Source organism: Erysipelothrix inopinata (assembly GCF_014396165.1).
In the GTDB taxonomy this organism is placed as follows: domain Bacteria; phylum Bacillota_I; class Bacilli_A; order Erysipelotrichales; family Erysipelotrichaceae; genus Erysipelothrix; species Erysipelothrix inopinata.
This window is the reverse complement of record NZ_CP060715.1, coordinates 504,400-521,258: the sequence shown is the minus strand read 5'-3', so window position 1 is coordinate 521,258 and position 16,859 is coordinate 504,400. Positions and strand designations below refer to the sequence as shown.

General features: G+C 35.8%; 13 protein-coding genes. 10 read left to right on the top strand and 3 right to left on the bottom strand.

Features of this window, described 5'->3' with window-relative positions; translation table 11 throughout:
• The first annotated feature begins 125 nt into the window (after window positions 1–125).
• The 5 genes from H9L01_RS02635 to dcuC all read left to right on the top strand — a co-directional run bounded on the left by H9L01_RS02635 (window position 126) and on the right by dcuC (window position 4,871).
• Window positions 126–1,115, top strand: a complete 990-nt coding sequence (locus tag H9L01_RS02635) for a LacI family DNA-binding transcriptional regulator (RefSeq protein ID WP_187534483.1) — start codon at window positions 126–128, stop codon at window positions 1,113–1,115.
• Between the two features lie 105 nt (window positions 1,116–1,220).
• Window positions 1,221–1,649, top strand: coding sequence for a GNAT family N-acetyltransferase (locus H9L01_RS02630; RefSeq protein WP_187534482.1), 429 nt, complete (start codon window positions 1,221–1,223; stop codon window positions 1,647–1,649).
• Entirely contained in the window at window positions 1,639–2,562 is a 924-nt protein-coding gene (locus H9L01_RS02625; protein ID WP_187534481.1) for a ribokinase, read from the top strand. Before H9L01_RS02630 ends, H9L01_RS02625 begins: the two co-directional genes overlap by 11 nt.
• Window positions 2,555–3,478, top strand: coding sequence for a ribonucleoside hydrolase RihC (gene rihC / locus H9L01_RS02620; protein WP_187534480.1), 924 nt, complete (start codon window positions 2,555–2,557; stop codon window positions 3,476–3,478). Before H9L01_RS02625 ends, rihC begins: the two co-directional genes overlap by 8 nt.
• A 19-nt stretch (window positions 3,479–3,497) precedes the next feature.
• The gene (gene dcuC / locus H9L01_RS02615) at window positions 3,498–4,871 is read left to right on the top strand and encodes a C4-dicarboxylate transporter DcuC (RefSeq protein ID WP_187534479.1); all 1,374 of its coding nucleotides are present in this window, start codon (window positions 3,498–3,500) and stop codon (window positions 4,869–4,871) included.
• A gap of 841 nt (window positions 4,872–5,712) precedes the next feature.
• Here dcuC and H9L01_RS02610 read toward each other — a convergent pair.
• Entirely contained in the window at window positions 5,713–8,049 is a 2,337-nt protein-coding gene (locus H9L01_RS02610; protein WP_246449141.1) for a UvrD-helicase domain-containing protein, read from the bottom strand.
• Entirely contained in the window at window positions 8,036–10,459 is a 2,424-nt protein-coding gene (locus H9L01_RS02605; protein ID WP_187534478.1) for a PD-(D/E)XK nuclease family protein, read from the bottom strand. The genes H9L01_RS02610 and H9L01_RS02605 overlap by 14 nt, the downstream gene beginning before the upstream one ends.
• A 112-nt stretch (window positions 10,460–10,571) precedes the next feature.
• On the opposite strand from H9L01_RS02605, the gene H9L01_RS02600 reads away from it, so the two are divergent.
• From H9L01_RS02600 to H9L01_RS02590, 3 genes are all read left to right on the top strand, one after another.
• Entirely contained in the window at window positions 10,572–11,360 is a 789-nt protein-coding gene (locus tag H9L01_RS02600; protein ID WP_187534477.1) for a hypothetical protein, read from the top strand.
• Window positions 11,357–12,112, top strand: a complete 756-nt coding sequence (locus tag H9L01_RS02595) for an exodeoxyribonuclease III (protein ID WP_187534476.1) — start codon at window positions 11,357–11,359, stop codon at window positions 12,110–12,112. Before H9L01_RS02600 ends, H9L01_RS02595 begins: the two co-directional genes overlap by 4 nt.
• A gap of 203 nt (window positions 12,113–12,315) precedes the next feature.
• Window positions 12,316–14,067 carry a DEAD/DEAH box helicase gene (locus tag H9L01_RS02590; RefSeq protein WP_187534475.1) on the top strand — a complete coding sequence of 584 codons (1,752 nt, stop codon included), beginning with the start codon at window positions 12,316–12,318 and terminating at the stop codon, window positions 14,065–14,067.
• A gap of 35 nt (window positions 14,068–14,102) precedes the next feature.
• Here H9L01_RS02590 and H9L01_RS02585 read toward each other — a convergent pair whose 3' ends face one another.
• A complete protein-coding gene (locus H9L01_RS02585) occupies window positions 14,103–14,534 on the bottom strand; it encodes a hypothetical protein (RefSeq protein ID WP_187534474.1) in 432 nt (143 codons plus the stop codon).
• 319 nt (window positions 14,535–14,853) lie between these two features.
• On the opposite strand from H9L01_RS02585, the gene H9L01_RS02580 reads away from it, so the two are divergent.
• Both H9L01_RS02580 and H9L01_RS02575 read left to right on the top strand, forming a co-directional pair.
• Window positions 14,854–15,729, top strand: coding sequence for a hypothetical protein (locus tag H9L01_RS02580; protein ID WP_187534473.1), 876 nt, complete (start codon window positions 14,854–14,856; stop codon window positions 15,727–15,729).
• A 180-nt stretch (window positions 15,730–15,909) separates the two neighbouring features.
• Window positions 15,910–16,833 carry a hypothetical protein gene (locus tag H9L01_RS02575; RefSeq protein WP_187534472.1) on the top strand — a complete coding sequence of 308 codons (924 nt, stop codon included), beginning with the start codon at window positions 15,910–15,912 and terminating at the stop codon, window positions 16,831–16,833.
• The last annotated feature ends 26 nt before the right edge of the window (window positions 16,834–16,859 follow it).

Here is a 16,859-nt window from a genome sequence, read left to right as displayed (position 1 = left end):
ATTTATCGCTCATAAACTGAAATAACACACATAAAGACAAGCTTATCTAAACTAATTTCCATTTTTAAGATGAATTTGTATATAATAGTGATATAGGTAAGAACTACCACAAAAGGGGTGCAACATTGAAAAAAACAAGACTTATAGACATTGCTAAAGTTGCAGGGGTATCAGAAGCTACCGTTTCGCTTGTTCTTAATAATAAGCCATCAAGAATATCGCAAAGTAAAAAAGATGAGATACGTAAAATTGCTGAGGAAATGAATTATCGTCCCAATCATCTTGCTCGAAGTTTATCAACACAGAAGTCTCATACTGTAGGATTAATTATTCCTGATATAGAAAACCCGTTCTTTTCAACACTGTCTAAACAGATAGAAGAAATTATGAGGGAAAAAGGCTATTTAGTCTTTATTGTAAATAGTGATGATAGTTTTCATCAGGATATTGAATTGATTCGAGAATTAACGGATCGCCAAATTGATGGACTTTTAATCTGTCCATCAACTGAGAGCTATTCAAATCTCGAGCAAGTACGCAATTTTTACCACCAAATTGAAATTCCTTTTGTACTCGTGGACCGTGTATTTGAAGGAATTGATTTTAACCAGGTTTCTTTTGATCATGAATATGGTGGCTATATTGCGACACAGTACTTAATTGAAGAGGGTTGTAAAGAAATTGCTTGCTTTACAGGTGGACTTACTACCCACAACGGAAACCAGCGCTACAGGGGATTTGAAAAAGCAATGAACGAAGCAAACTTAAAAATTGATGTCAATGCAATTTACGATGGTGATTATCGCTTTGAGACAGGATACAAGTTTGGGAAATCAGTTTTAGAGCATAATAATATAGATGGAGTCTTTGCTTTTAATGACTTGATGGCATATGGTTTGTTTAAAGCAATGTTTGAGACAAAGACATCAAGTAATAAAATTAAGATTGTTGGATATGATAACTTAAAGCAATCTGAGATGTTTGGACTTCCACTTACTTCAGTTGAACAAGACATTAATCTGTTAGGAAATATTGCATGTGATCAACTTCTTAAGCAGATAGATGATGAGAATTATAAAGAAAATACAGTACTCAAACCGAAAATTGCAGCTTAGGCTGTAATTTTTTTTATAATTTAGGTTAAACGCTTAATCTTTTTTCTTGACAGCGGTTTCAATATCATATACACTACAAGTGCAAGGTAGGTAAAGCGCTTAATCATGAAATATAATTCGAACTTTAAGATTGAAAGTAATCATCTTACACCTCAGATATATCTCGAACTCCATCATCAAGTTGGATTTAAAACCTACGAAGTAGAAGATATACAAGCAGGACTTGATCATGATTTGTTCGATGTTGTGGTTTATGATGATTCGTTCCCTATTGGGATTGCACGGGTAGTTGGTGATAACCGTATCGTGTTCTTCATTAAAGATGTTATAGTTCATCCTTCATATCAACATCAAGGTTTGGGTGACTTATTAATGAAACACGTCTTAGAATATATTGGTTCAGTAGCGTGTCATGATGCATATATTGGTCTGATGGCGACTCCTGGAAAAGAGACATTCTATGAGAAATATGGTTTTATGAGACGACCTAATGAAAAATTTGGAAGTGGTATGGTGATGTTTTATGAATCGTAGTATATATGTGTTAGGGAGTATTAATTACGACTTAATGATATCAACCAATCGTATGCCTCAACAAGGGGAGACGATTGCAGGATATGATTATTTCGAAGCAATTGGAGGTAAGGGTGGAAATCAAGCGGCATCAAGTGCTCGTCTTGGAGCACCAACATATCTAATTGGTAGTGTTGGCCGTGATTATCATGGACAACAATCGTTAGATGCTTTACAAGCAATGGGCGTGGATACGCATCATGTTGAGATTAGTGATAATGAGCATACAGGAACTGCTTTTATCATCAAATCAAGTCATGATAATCGAATCATTATCAATCAAGGGGCAAATGCAAATGTCTCAACACAACGTATTAATGAATCCATTACTGGTGAAGCAGGTGACCTATTCTTGACTCAATTCGAAGTCCCTTTATACGCAGTCTATGAAGGTTTAAAGACATCGAAATCAAGAGATATGATTACAGTAGTTAATCCAGCTCCAGCTGTTGTCATGGACTCAAAATTTTATCCATTAATTGATTATCTCGTAGTAAATCAATCAGAATCAGAAATCTTAACAGGGGTTATGCCTTATACCATGGAAGATTGCCAAGAAGCTTTTAAAGTTCTTAGCGATAATGGTGTTAAGAATTGTGTGTTTACTCTTGGAAGTGATGGATCCATATTTATGTCTAAAGATAAAGCATTTAAAACAGAAGCTTATTCTGTAGATGTTGTGGACACAACAGGTGCTGGCGATACATTCATTGGCGCTATGATGTTTGGTTTATCAAAAGGCTGGGAATTAGAAAAAGTAATGCAGTATGCAAGTGGTGCAGGAGCGTGTGCTTGTACAAAACACGGTGCACAGGAAGGAATTCCGACATTCTTAGAATTAGAATCATTTATCAAGGAGAAAGAAAATGAATAAGAGAAAAATTATTATTGACACAGATCCTGGAATTGATGATGCAGTTGCGATTGCGATTGCATTGTTCTCAGAAGAATTGGATGTACAACTGTTCACGACAGTTGCAGGAAATGTAAGTATTGAGAAAGTAACAAAGAACTTATTGAAGCTCTTACCATTTTACGGTAAGAAAGTTCCTGTTGCTGTTGGTGCAAGCCGTCCTCTAATTAGAGAAGCAATCGATGCAAGTGGTGTGCATGGTAAAACAGGTATGGATGGTTATGACTTCCCAGAAGAAGATCATAGCTTACTTCTTGAAGAAACAGCAGTTCAAGCAATGGCTCGTGTTCTTAAAGAATCACCAGAGAAAATTACACTAGTTCCGATTGGACCTCTAACTAACATTGCAATTTTACTTCGTGAGTATCCTGAAGTAGCGGATAAAATTGATGAAATCGTCTTGATGGGTGGTTCTGTTGGCCGTGGTAATGCGGGTGTATATTCAGAATTCAATATTAAAGTCGATCCCGAAGCAGCTAAAATTGTATTCGAAAGCGGTCTCCCAATCGTTATGTGTGGTTTAGATGTTGGATTAAAAGCACTAGTATATCCAGAGGATTCAGAAATCATCAAAGATATGAATCCTGTTGGAAACATGTTCTACAGTCTCTTTAAAGCTTACCGTGGAGGAAGTTTTAAAACTGGACTAAAAATGTACGACAGTTGTGCGGTTGCTTATCTTTTAAAACCTGAAATGTTTGAAGTTGAAGAAACATTTGTAGGAATTGAAACGCAAGGTACTTATACTTCAGGGGCAACAGTAGTGGATTTAAAAGGATACTGTAATCAACCAGCTAACGCGAAAGTAACTGTTGATGTTGATGCTGATGTATTCAAGGAATGGTTCCTCGATGCCATTTCTAAATGTAATATTTAATAATTAAGGAGAAGAAAAAATGAACCCAATAATTATGTATGGATCAGGAATTATAGCTATTGTTATAGTTACCTACATGCTATTAAAGAAAATGGATATCAAAGTAACACTATTTGCTGTTGGTATTATGTTAATGTTTGTCGCGATTTTATTTGGTAATCAAGTTGTGGAGAAACCAGTACACTTACTCGTCGACCCACTACAGGCGGTAATTGATCAATTTAAAAAATTACTCCCTTCCTCAGGACTTGTTATTTTAATTCTTGGTGGTTATACAGCATATATGAGCGCTATTGGTGCTAACGAAGTAACTGTTAATTCACTTACTAAACCATTAAATAAAATTAAATCACCATATATCTTGGTGCCTATTGTATTCTTACTCGGAAACTTGTTATCGCTTGTTATTCCAAGTGCATCAAACTTATCAATTATTTTACTAGCTACACTCTATCCTGTATTAAAAAAATCAGGAATGTCCACATTAACTGCTGCAGCAGTTATCGCAACTACAGCTACAGTTATGCCAACACCTCTCGGTGCAGATAACGTTGCAGTCGCAACTGAACTTGGTATTCCAGTTACAGAATATGTATTCAATTATCATGCAGTTGTATCAGTACCAACATTACTTGTTATGGCATTGACACACACATTCTGGCAAAAACGCTGTGATAAAAAAGCACCAGCAAAAGAAAGCAAAGAAATCGAAGTTGCAGAAATTAAAGAAATTACTGGTGGTGCACTCTACAAAACAGTGTATACATTATTACCTTTACTCCCAATTTTAATTCTACTTGGCGTCTTTGCATTCAACGGAATTGCACATACAAATATCAACTTATCAGTTGAAGTTGTATCAATCATGTCATTCATTATTGCTATTCTCTGCGAGCTTATTCGCAAGCGTGATGGAAAAGAAGTTTTAGGAACAACAGAATCATTCTTCAAAGGAATGGGAAATGCAATGGGTATCGTTGTTCTTCTTGTTGCAGCATCAACATTCGTAAGTGGTCTTCAAGCAATTGGTTTAATTGAAGCATTACAAACATCAATGCAAACAACATCTGCATCAGGAATCTTACTTCCATTAATCTTAGTACTCTTTACAGCAGTCATCGTACTATTAAGTGGTAGTGGACTTGCATTATTCTACGCTATGGTCCCATTAATGGTTCCACTAGCAGCAGCTGCAGGTATCAGTCCATTTGCTGTTACAGTTCCAATGGGACTTGCAGGTAATCTACTTCGTGCAGTTTCTCCAGTTTCCGCAGTTGTTATGATTGTTGCTGGATCAACACATGAAGAACCATTCGACATCGTTAAGAGAACTTCAGTTCCAATGATTGTCGGAACAGTATTTATGTTCGTACTATCAATGATTATTTTCTAAAAGATAAATTAAAACGTGATCTCATCAATCACGTTTTTTTATGTTATCTCAAATAGTATAAATAATGTTTAAGCAATCTTAATATATTCATCATGATTGAAGCTATAAATATAGGCTTCAATTGAATGATTAGGATAAGCTTGTTTTAGTAAATCATAATAATCGTTCAGTTGATCTGTGTAACGCTCGGTAATGGTCGATACATCAGCATTATCACTTTTGTAATCAACAAGAATAACATGACTTTCATTCACGGCATAGAAGTCGATAACACCAGATTCAGAGAGACTGATATAAGGCGTTTCGTGGTAGAACTCTGTATAGTTTTTGTAGATGTCTTGAGTAAATGGATGCGTATTGTATCGCTTTAATATTGTTTGAAATCTTGGTTCGTAACTACTGATTTGTTCATCAGTCCACAACCTATCAGGAAGGACTTCCATTGCATTATGGAGAGTAGTTCCATATTTCATACCATCAAGAGATACAAAGGAAAGATCAATTGGAGTGTTTACTATTTGAGCAGGTACTGTAACTTCTTCGGTAAAAGATCCCCCAAAGATATCCGATGATTCTTCTTCAATAATTTGGTCGTAACGATTTGTTGGAATGACTTGAGCAGAAAGAACCACTACTTTGGTTGAGTTTGGACTTGCTGCAAGCAGCAGATCCATTTTACGCTTATGATTAAACAGTAGATCAAATGATAGCGGGTATCTCGTAAATTCCTTAACGACATCGACCATAATTAAATGCTTTTGTGGACGTGTTAGCGCAACATAGAGAAGTCTGAGACTTTCCTCGAGTTCTTCATGATTTTGATTAAACTCTATGACATTTCTTAAGATGTTCTCTTCTTCACTGCGGTAAGGAAGACTAATATGATTAAGGGCGATTCCAAGTTGATCATCAGTAAGGAGTGTTTGATAGTGATCTCGGAATGTATGCCCCCCATTCCCCATAAGAATACAATTGGGAACTGTAATCCCTTTGATTGATGGATTGTCATTACAGTTACAATATCTGCGTCCTTATTTAAAGGTGATGCTTCACTTGAGGTATCTTTCTCGATTTTCTCAACAAATATTAAATACTGGCTCAATGTAGGCGTTCCAGCACTCATGAATTGTTGCGTTTTTTCAAGTAGGAAATCTAAGTTTGTTTTATCTTGTAATGATAGATTGTTTAAGTAATGGTCATTCAAATTAATGATTTCCTGAAGGGTAATCATGATGTTTTGACTCTTCCATGTTAGTTTGAAATGTTGAATTTGTTCATAAATTTCAGGAAAATCGACGCTTAGTCCTTGATATAAAGATCCGTGGTTAATTTTCAAAAGAGCAAGTTCATCATCTGTCAGGTTATAAAATGGTGAAGTGAGAACATACGGTAAGTAATATTCACTCCCTGTTTGAACAAAACGGAGAAGCGAGAGCACATTTTGAATAATTTCAGAGTTATAAAAGCCACTTTGATCATCAATGTAGTGAGGGACTCCTGCATCTTCAAAGGCTTTCTTGAGATAACTCTTGCTACCATGGGAACGAACGAGAATTGCCATATCACTGAACTTATATCCTAATTCATGATAGTGGATAATTTGTTGGGCAATATACTGAGCACGCTGTTCGTGAGGCGTTGCAGGATAGTAATCATCACCACGTTCAATGATATGGAATTCAACGGGATGTGAATCTTCTTTCTGTTGGGGTATTCCAGTATTTACATGGTCATGCTCATTGTATTGAATGCCATAGGTCAGATTCATAAGCTTATCGAAAACATAGTTGTTGTAGGAAACAATATCTTCTTTGGAGCGATAATTAAAACTTAAGAAAAGATTAAGTGCTGCTTGGTCATGCATAAGGTTTTGCATGATGTGTGGCTTGGCACCACGGAAACGATAAATTGATTGTTTCACATCACCCACTCTAAAAATATTATGACCATTTGAGATAAGTCGAATAATTTCGTCTTGATACTCATTTGTGTCTTGAAATTCGTCAACCATAACTTCTTGATATTGAGACTGAACGAGCTCAGAAATGATGCCGTTTTGCGATGTTAAAATTTGTAGGGCTAATGATTCAAAGTCATTAAAATCGAGGCAATTATCTTTGATTTTAAGTGATTGGTAGTAATCAAGGTAAGTTGTAGTCATTTCAAGTAAACAAGCAATATCATCATATTGGTTATTCAACAATTTGATGTGGGCATCAAGAGGTTGATGGTTTTCAACCATAGTTTTGATTCCGCTCGAAAGTTGTTCGCGAAGTTCAGTATACGTTTCATTTTTACCGTCTGGAATTATTTTAAAGTTTAAGACATCCACGAGAGAATCATAGAATGATGAGTCGTGATTTTTGATTCTTACAAGAATATCATTAATATCTTCAATTGCTTTGAGACACGTTTGAGCCTGAGTCTCAAATTTCATGCCCTTTTTATCTGTTTTGTCGTAATCTGAATCAATGACACTTACCATTTTCATTAAATCCTGCTTAAGTGCTTCGAGAGGTCTTTCAAAACTGAGTACGAAAGCATTTTTGAAAGATGTTGGTAAATCATCAAAACTTTGCGAACGATAAGTATTCAGTACTGCATCTATTTCAGCTTGTGGGCTCTTTTTCCCTAGTAACCAGGTAGCAGTTTGGTAAATTGCACTTTCAAGAGCTGAAAAGTTTAAAGGGTTAGAGTTGAAGATATTCAACATTCTCATTGTCTGTTCTTGATCGTCTCTCATAAATTGATCAAGTGTCATTTTCATTGCTTGTTCTTGTAGTAAAAGAGCATTTGCAGGATCTAGAATAGACTCTGTACGGCTTGGATCAATTCCTAAAATATAGCCATAGTTCTTTACAATTGTGAGACAGAAAGAGTGGATGGTCGAAATTTGGGCAGTTTCCACAAGGGTGATTTGTTCTTCTAAAAAGGCAGAAGGAGATACAGTATTTTCTTTATTCAAACTTTCTAGTAATCGTATTTTCATTTCAGAAGCTGCAGCTTCTGTAAAAGTCATCGCACAGATCTCATCAATACGAACGCCATCTTTAATAATTCGTTTCATCAAACGAGCAATCAAAACGGTTGTTTTTCCGGCACCAGCAGAGGCGGAGACCATAACATTTTGGCCGAGTGCATCAATAGCAGCTTGTTGTTGGGGATTAAATTGAGTCATTCGTATCATCTCCTTGCTTAAGATTTAAATTAGGGTCTATCTCAAAATCTAAACGATCTGCGTCAATGACTCCGTTAAGGATTTGTGTCGTAATTTGAGCATAAACGTCGGTTAGTAAGTTGGAAACCTTTATGAAATCATAGGGTTTTCTGAAGGTACTAATTTCGCCACTCTTCAATTGTCGCAGACCACCATAGTATTCTACATTTTCAAAACTATCATCGGGTGACTGGAAATACCATCCCGAGTATCGTTTATTTTGCTTCCAAGCTTCTTCGGGATCATGTTCAAGGGTTACTACGCCGCTTGCTGGTTTAAAGTCACGACGGCTTATTTTAGTGTTTTTATCTGTAAATCCAAAGTAGAAGACACCCAAGACATCTTTGTTGAATTTACGATGTCCAATCATTGCATAGGTTAAAAGTTGGAGTTGTTCTCCAGATTGTACCTTTTTTTGTGCAAGGGATTGTGCAGATGACTTGTAGTCTACAATAAGAATATTGTCATTATTTACATCGATTCGGTCAATAATACCTTTTAGAGTAATCGAAGGAAATAAAGAACTGTCCTCAAAATGCTTCTCACTCATACTAGGTTCGAACTTGGAACTATCAATTGAGTTTAATACGAAGTTAATATTCCGAGTCATCATGTCATCGTTTCGTTTAAAAATGAGTTGTGACTTTAAGTCTCGAGGAGAGAAGCTATCCTTAATGACATGGAGATCTTGAACGTCTTTATCAATATGTAATGACTCCATCACGGCATGATTAAACGTACCAAGAATGAGCGGATTAAGTGCAAAGGGTTCTGGTTTCTGAAGTTTTAGACCTCTCTCAATGAAGAATTGGTAAGGGTCCTGGGTATAAAGTTGAAATGAAGAGATAGAACCACGAATTCTACCATCATCTAAGAAGAGTTTTTTCGCAATCTCTGGTGATAAGCGATGAACGGTTTGTTTTCTTGATAGAACCTGTTGGATACGCCAAGGTAACAATGAGACATTGTTTTGCTTACAAAAGGTATCGACCGGATATGAAGGTTCGATACTTTTGCCTTCATAAGTTGAAGACGCAAAAGACAATGTTAGGTTGTCCGAGATATTAAAGATGCGCATTTGTTGGTATAAAGTGTCCTGAGTTCGCTTATCAAGTGTCGGATATTTGGGAACTTTATTAAGGTAAGACTCATCGATGATTCCCGTATGTGATGAAGTGGCAGGAAATGTCTTAGCGGTTAAATTTAGTATATATAAATTTTCAACAGGTTGAAGAGGAAGTTGTCTCAAATCCACAAATTGAATTGTGTTTAGCTTAGTGTTGGCTGATTTTAAGTTTTCAACATATCTGTAGAAGAAAGGTAATGTACTTTCAGTGTAAAGTGTCAGAGATTGCGTGATGAGTGATTTTAATGGTGTGAGATTACGCACAGGATAGATATTACAGAGTGTATTGTAAGCTACTATCATTGCCTCATCAATGGAAGGGGCAACAAGCGTTTGAAGAACTGCTTGAAACTCTTCAAGGTTTTCTGTGACATTCATGTAGTGACGGTAAAGATCACGTGGCCAAGATTCATCAAGCACGGGAAAATCATTAAGGATATCACTGAGTTCAAGTTTGAAATGATCCATAAGAAGTAAATAGGATTCAAAATTATAAAAGTTTAAGGCGTTACTCTTTAGAACGTTTACTAAGGTTTCTGTTGAAGGACTAAGACTGTATTCGAAGAGGGCTCTAAAATGCTTCGAAACGAGCACTTGATTGTCATCATAGAAATGGTAACTAACACCATAGCGAGGCAGAATGCTCTCAATTAGAGGAAGTGCGGAATCCAAATTGGGCATGGCTATGACCGCGTAATCAAGTTTTTGGAGAAGTATATCTTGTACTGTAGCTTCGATTTCTGTACGAAGGTTTAAGGCGACACGATAACGTATTGATTGGGGTGCACGTGATGGTGTTTCTACCATAGACAGATTATGTAATCTTAAAAAAGATTTTTGAGCATAACTAAGACCATTTTCGTAAATTGTGAATGATCCTTGGGGAACTTCAGGTTTAGATAGATATTCAAGGACGACTAAAACACAAGCGTAAATATCTCGTTGAAGTGGAGTGTCTTGAGGTAAATCATGAGGATTGATATTGTAGAGAAGGAGCTCTTTACTAAAGTTTATCAACATGTCAATCGTTTTAGGAAAGCCAATGATCGAGCTTAATGTTGAAGTTTTAATCGTAGAGAGAGCCTGAAAAATTTCAAGTTCAAGTTCTCTACTTGAGGTTTGTGGGTTAAAGAAAACAAAGTCAAAATCACGAACCATTATATTGAGAAGATGTTTTTTATTTTGAAGTAACTCTCTCTTAAGTTCCTCGTGGTAATGTTGCGGTGCAATTATTGTATGAGTCATAGCAATCCTCCCTTTCCTTATATTATAGTGTATAAATTGAGGATGATGGTATAAATACTTTAATATTAATGTGAAATATGTAAGAATGATAAATGATGCTAGGGGGGATTTTATGGCGTTATATGATGTTTTAAATGAATTTGAAAAAAATGAAGGTGAATTGTATCCTTGCTTTAATGGATATCTCGAGGATTATCTCGCACTGAATCCAGAAGAAGGAAGTGTTTTGGATAAGATTCAACAATTGGATCCGCAATGTCGTGTTCTTACGAATTATCCAATTACCGTGAATAAAAATTTGGTATCGAATAAGATTATTCGATATAAAGATATCTATAAGATACCACAAGAAAGTCTTAAAGTTTCTTATATTTTATATTCAAAGACTTTCTATCATGATGCCGCAATCGTAATCTATGATGGAAGCTACTATGAAGCAAAAGGGTGTTATTATGCAATGACGGAGCAAGGGGCTCTCTTGGGACCTTATCGCAGTCGTGTGCTCTTCTTATCTTCAAAAGATGAAGATACACTCTCGGCACTCTATGAAGTCATGATTTTAAATCGAACACCGATTCAATCACTTCAAAGAGAGCAAAATCGTAAACATTACGGAAGCAGTCATGAATTTTGTGAAAATGCAACACTTGAAGCAAGTCATTTGTTAGAGTGGGCTAAAAACAGTATCATTGAAGAAGCAGAGAGTCGCGAAAATGTGATCCATGAAGTTGTGGGACGCTGGTTCTATTTAAAAAAAGCAGTCTATGTTGAATATATGGGAGACTCTGACATTCTAAAGAATGAAAATGAGAATGACATTGATATTCATCGTAAGAAAGCAAAGGAATCAAGCAATAAAGTTCAATTCATGCCATTTAGCGAATTATGGAGGTTGGAATGAAATTAGTATCGTGGAACGTAAATGGTTTTAGAGCAGTAATGAACAAAGATTTTGAGGCATCGTTTGCTTCATTAGATACAGATGTTCTGTGTTTACAAGAAATTAAAATGCAAGAAGGTCAAATAGATTATGAACCTGAAGGATATCATGCATATTACAATTATGCTGAAAAGAAAGGTTACTCAGGAACTGCCGTATTCTCAAGAATAGAGCCACTTACAGTCAACTACGGTATTAATATCGATCATCACGACACAGAAGGTCGTGTTATTACATGTGAATACGAATCATTCTATCTTGTATGTGTTTATACTCCAAACTCACAACAAGAATTAAAACGTTTGGAGTACCGTATGCAATGGGAAGATGATTTCAGAGAATACCTAATGGAACTTGATGCGGTGAAGCCGGTTGTATTATGTGGGGACTTAAACGTTGCTCATAATCCAATTGACTTGAAGAACCCAAGTGCAAATCGTAAGAATCCAGGATTCTCAGATGAAGAAAGAAATCAATTTACAAATTTACTAGAGTCGGGGTTTGTAGATTCATTCCGTCATATTCATGGCAATGTTGAAGAACGTTATTCATGGTGGAGTTATCGATTTAATGCTCGCAGTCGTAATGCGGGATGGAGAATTGATTACTTCGTTGTATCTGAGAAATTAAAAGAACAAATTAAAGATGCGGAAATATATGATCAAATCCTAGGAAGTGATCACTGTCCTGTCATGTTAGAACTCAATGTATAAAAATTTAAAACGCATTAATATAACGAGTGGGGAAAGAATCTCTACTCGTTTTTATTATCAATTAATAATGATACTGGAATCATATAAGATGTGGTGGTGTGTGAAAGGGAATATTTATATATAAATTTGAGTGTGATAATAACAATTGTCGCTAATGTATGTTATACTTAATCGCGTGTGCTAGAAAAGAAGTAGGAATATAAATGACATTTAAAGATTTAGATTTACAAGAAGAAATAGTAAGAGCAGTCTTGGAAAAAGGATATGAAAATCCAACTGATATTCAATCGGAAGCCATTCCAATTTTGCTTGAAAACCATGATTTATTGGCGCAATCACAAACAGGAACTGGTAAAACAGCTGCTTTCGGATTGCCAATGCTATCAAGCATTAACCGTGAGGATAAGAAAATAACACAAGGACTTGTGTTATGTCCAACACGTGAATTGTGTATGCAAGTTGCAGATGAAATGCGAAGCTTTGCACGATACAAACAAGATATTAAGATTGTTTGTGTTTATGGTGGAAGCCCGATTGATAAACAGATTAAAGATATTAAACGCGGTGTAGATATTGTTGTCGCAACACCAGGTCGTTTAATGGATCACTTACGTCGTCGTACAATCCGTTTAAATAATTGTAAACATGTTGTATTAGACGAAGCAGATGAAATGTTAAATATGGGATTCATTGATGATATTATCGAAATATTTTCATACCTACCTGAACAACGTCAAATGGCTTTATTTTCAGCAACAATGCCTAAAGAAATTATCAAACTTAGTGATGACTTCTTAGTTAATCCTAAGAAAATTGCTTTATCACGCAATAACTTAACCGTATCTAGAATCGAACAAGTTTATTATAATGTTGAATCAAACCAAAAAATTGATTTAGTGAAGCAATTACTCCAAATTCATCAATCAAAAGGAACTATGATTTTCTGTAATACTAAGAAAATGGTTGATGAGCTTGCAACGCAATTAAATAAAGCAGGATTCCCTGCACTTGGACTTCATGGTGACATGAAACAAGAAATGCGTTCTATGGTTATGAACCGTTTCCGTCAAGGAATGGTTTCAGTTCTAATTGCAACAGATGTTGCAGCGCGTGGAATTGACGTAGACAGCATGGATGTTGTTATTAACTATGACATCCCTCAAGAATTAGAATATTATGTTCACCGAATTGGACGTACTGGACGTGCAGGTAAAGAAGGATTAGCAATTACTCTTGTACCACGTCGTCAACATTACGCAATTCGTCAAATCGAACGTTTATCTAACTCAACAATCACTGAAAAACCATTACCATCAAAAGAAGAATTAAACGAAGTACTTGTTCAACAACTTCACCAAGATATTGAAAAATGGTCTTCAGAAGAACAAGGAAAACTCTTCAAGATTGCTTACGAAGGTCTTCAAAAACGTGGCGTTACACAAGAAGAAGTTATCATTGCATTTATTAATAAAACAATTAGTGAATATAACCTTGAAGCGATTAAGGGTAAATCAGGCGATAAGCAAACTAAAAATCGTACTGAAATCTCAAGAATCATGCTATCAATCGGTAACAACGATGACATCAGTGCTGCACACATCGTAAGTGGTGTTGCCACTGCTACCGGAATTAAAGGTAGAGACATTGGAAAAATCAAAATTTCCGATTCAACAACTACTGTTGAAGTTCCACGTGAACATTTAAAAATGGTCATGGATAAAATTTCAGGAATGACAATCAATAACATTCGTGTTGAATCACAAATCGAAGATGAATTTGCAGTAAGCGAAGGACGAGGCGGTCGTGACCGTAATCGTAGTCGTGGACGCAATGATCGTTCACGTGACAAACGTAATGATCGTAATCGTGATAATGACAACCGTAATAAAGACCGTCGTAATGATCGTTCACGCGATCGTAAACCACGCAGTCAATCACGCGGAAGATCCAAATAAGAAACAAAGCCATCACAATTGTGATGGCTTTTCCTTTAATATCGTGTGAGTGTTCCAGGACCTGTTGCATAGTTGATAATAACGTCACCCATGGATTCATAATTAAATGTAATCAGGATGATGTTGCCGTCTCTACTTGATTCCTTCGCAATTTGCCATGTACTGATCGTATCACTGACATCTTCAAGTTCTTTGGTTAAAACGAAGTCTTCTTCGTTCAACAAATATTCAGTATATTCTACGATTTCTGCTTCTGTTAATTCACTACTTTTATAAGTTAATTCAGTAGAGCGAACTCCGTCCTTGTGTGAACTGTCAGTGTAGGCGATCTTTTTCTTACCAATTACAGTATAAATTGATGGAATTGAATCATCGTTGATGTCGATTGTTGCGGCGGTAGGTGATGCGCATGCCGTCAGTAATAGAAAACTTAACAAGATTAAAGTATATTTTCGAATAGATTTCATAAGTATCCTCCGAGAAAAGTATAACTTCTCGCACCAGATTTAAAGTGATAATGAAATGAAATAGCTTTTAGTAAGAAAGATTTACAGATGCGTTGCTTGTGAAAAAGTATGTGACAAACTAAAATTAAGAAAAACAAACTTAAATGAAGATATCGCTTTGGGAGTGTTTCCTGTTAAAACACAAGAAAACTTCACAAAAACGATTATATTGTTGAGAAGTTTGTGAAATCGAGCTCATACAGGGTGAAAAAACTTGAGAACGTATTGACCAATGATAGCAGTAACATTACAATGGTAATGTATTCGTAGGAGGAATAACATGAAGAAATTATTTGCAGTCTTACTAGTAGGGATGCTAGTTTTAACTGGTTGTGGTAAAAAAGAAGATACTAAGAAACCAGAAGAAAACGCAGGCGGAGCCCTAAAAATCGGTACAGGTATTGTTGTCGCAGCTAAAGATAACCAAGCTGGAGAATTTGAATCAAATGTTACTTATGCTACTGTCGTATTAGACGGAGATAAAGTTAAACAAGTTCAAATCGATACAAACCAAAATAGCCAAGCTAAAGATTTCACAGCTACAATCAAAGAATCTAAAAAAGTTCTTGGTGCAGCTTACGGAATGAAAGAAAAAGGTTCTAAATTAGAATGGAACGAACAAATCGCTGAACTTGAAAAATGGATGGTTGGAAAAGACCTTGCAGAAATCAAAAAAGCAGGTGATAACGCAGACGTTAAATCATCAGTTTCAATCAACATCGATGGTTACATCGCATCAGTTGAAAAAGCAATTGCAAACGCTAAAGAAGTTAAAGGACTTGCAAAAGTAGGTTCAGTATCATCAGCTTCAGTTGCAAAAGATAAAGTTGAAATTGATACAACAGTTACAGCAGTTGGATTTGATAAAGATGGTAAAGTAGTTTACACATTCATCGATCAAGCTCAAATCAGTAGCCCAGACGAACTCCGTACAAAACTTGAAAAGAAAGAAGACTACGGAATGAAAGCAAAAGGTTCAAAACTAGAATGGTTCGAACAAATTGCTAAATTCAACGAATGGACAATCGGTAAAGACTTAAAAGCTATCCAAGGTGTTAACGAAGACAAAGACGTTACAGCTACAGTTTCAATCAACAAAGATGGTTTCGTAAAAGGAATCGAAGCAGCTGAAAAAGCAGCAGTTGAAGTTAAATAATTTCAGATATAAAACAAAACCATGATTCCGATCATGGTTTTTCTTTACCTTAAAATCACTTATTAGCTATGAATAAGTGATTGAGGGAAAGTATAATATTTGATGGATTGTTTTTTGTCATGTATCCTTAAAGTAGCAGTGACGAAAGGAAAAAGTATGAAAAAAACTCTCGTAATTATTATGTGTCTTTTGTTAAGTGCATGCGCTCCAAGTAAAAAAGAGGAAGAAAATCAGTCTTCCAATAGAGCAAAGATCGATATTAACGGTCAGATTAGTGAGTTCGATATTATATCAGGTGCAACAACAGGTAAAGTTGAGGGCCCGGCATTCAAAGGTGATGAAAAAGCTGAACGAATGAAGTGGTCAGGACGTCCAAAAATTGGTTTGATTGAGGGTGATTATACCTTTGATTCATTGAATTTTAATGGAGGCTATTTGGCAACGGTCGCAATTATTCAAGACAGTAAAACTAAAGATATTATATCTGTAAGATTTGATGAGAAAGCCCCAGAGAATTACTATGCTCCAGAGTGGCGAAATCAAACGAAACGAACTTCAGGATATGCAAATTGGCAAATGGAAAACGAACGAACCGATGTCTCACTTGTTACGATTGTTAATGCTATGACATATTTAGAATCTCAAGTACTTGAAAATAATTCGGTTACAGGCGACTTTAAAAATCCTAAAGGTGCCTCTACCAGTGCAGTTGAAGGATTTATTCCACTATTGGCACAAGTCGAACCAAAATTGAAATCGCCATCACCTTTAAAGATAGTTTCAGTGACGCGTGAACTTGGAGGAGGAATTTTTGGAAGTCTCCAAGTTGTCTATAATAAAGAAACAAATAAAATAGTAGATTTTCACTACGATGAGTTCTTTGCAGATGAGAAGGATGAAATTACTGAAGAAACATTACAAAAGTACTATCGTCAATCTAAATATCAATCGCTATCATATTTGACCGATACTAACTCTAGTTTCAAGGATGATGTCAACAAGTATAGATCATCTATCGTCGATGAAGAGAAACTTCGTGAGTCTGATACATTAGGAGATGGATTCAATAAAATCGTAAATGAAATTAATAATTATAGTAAATAAAAACACAAGGGAATCCTTGTGTTTTT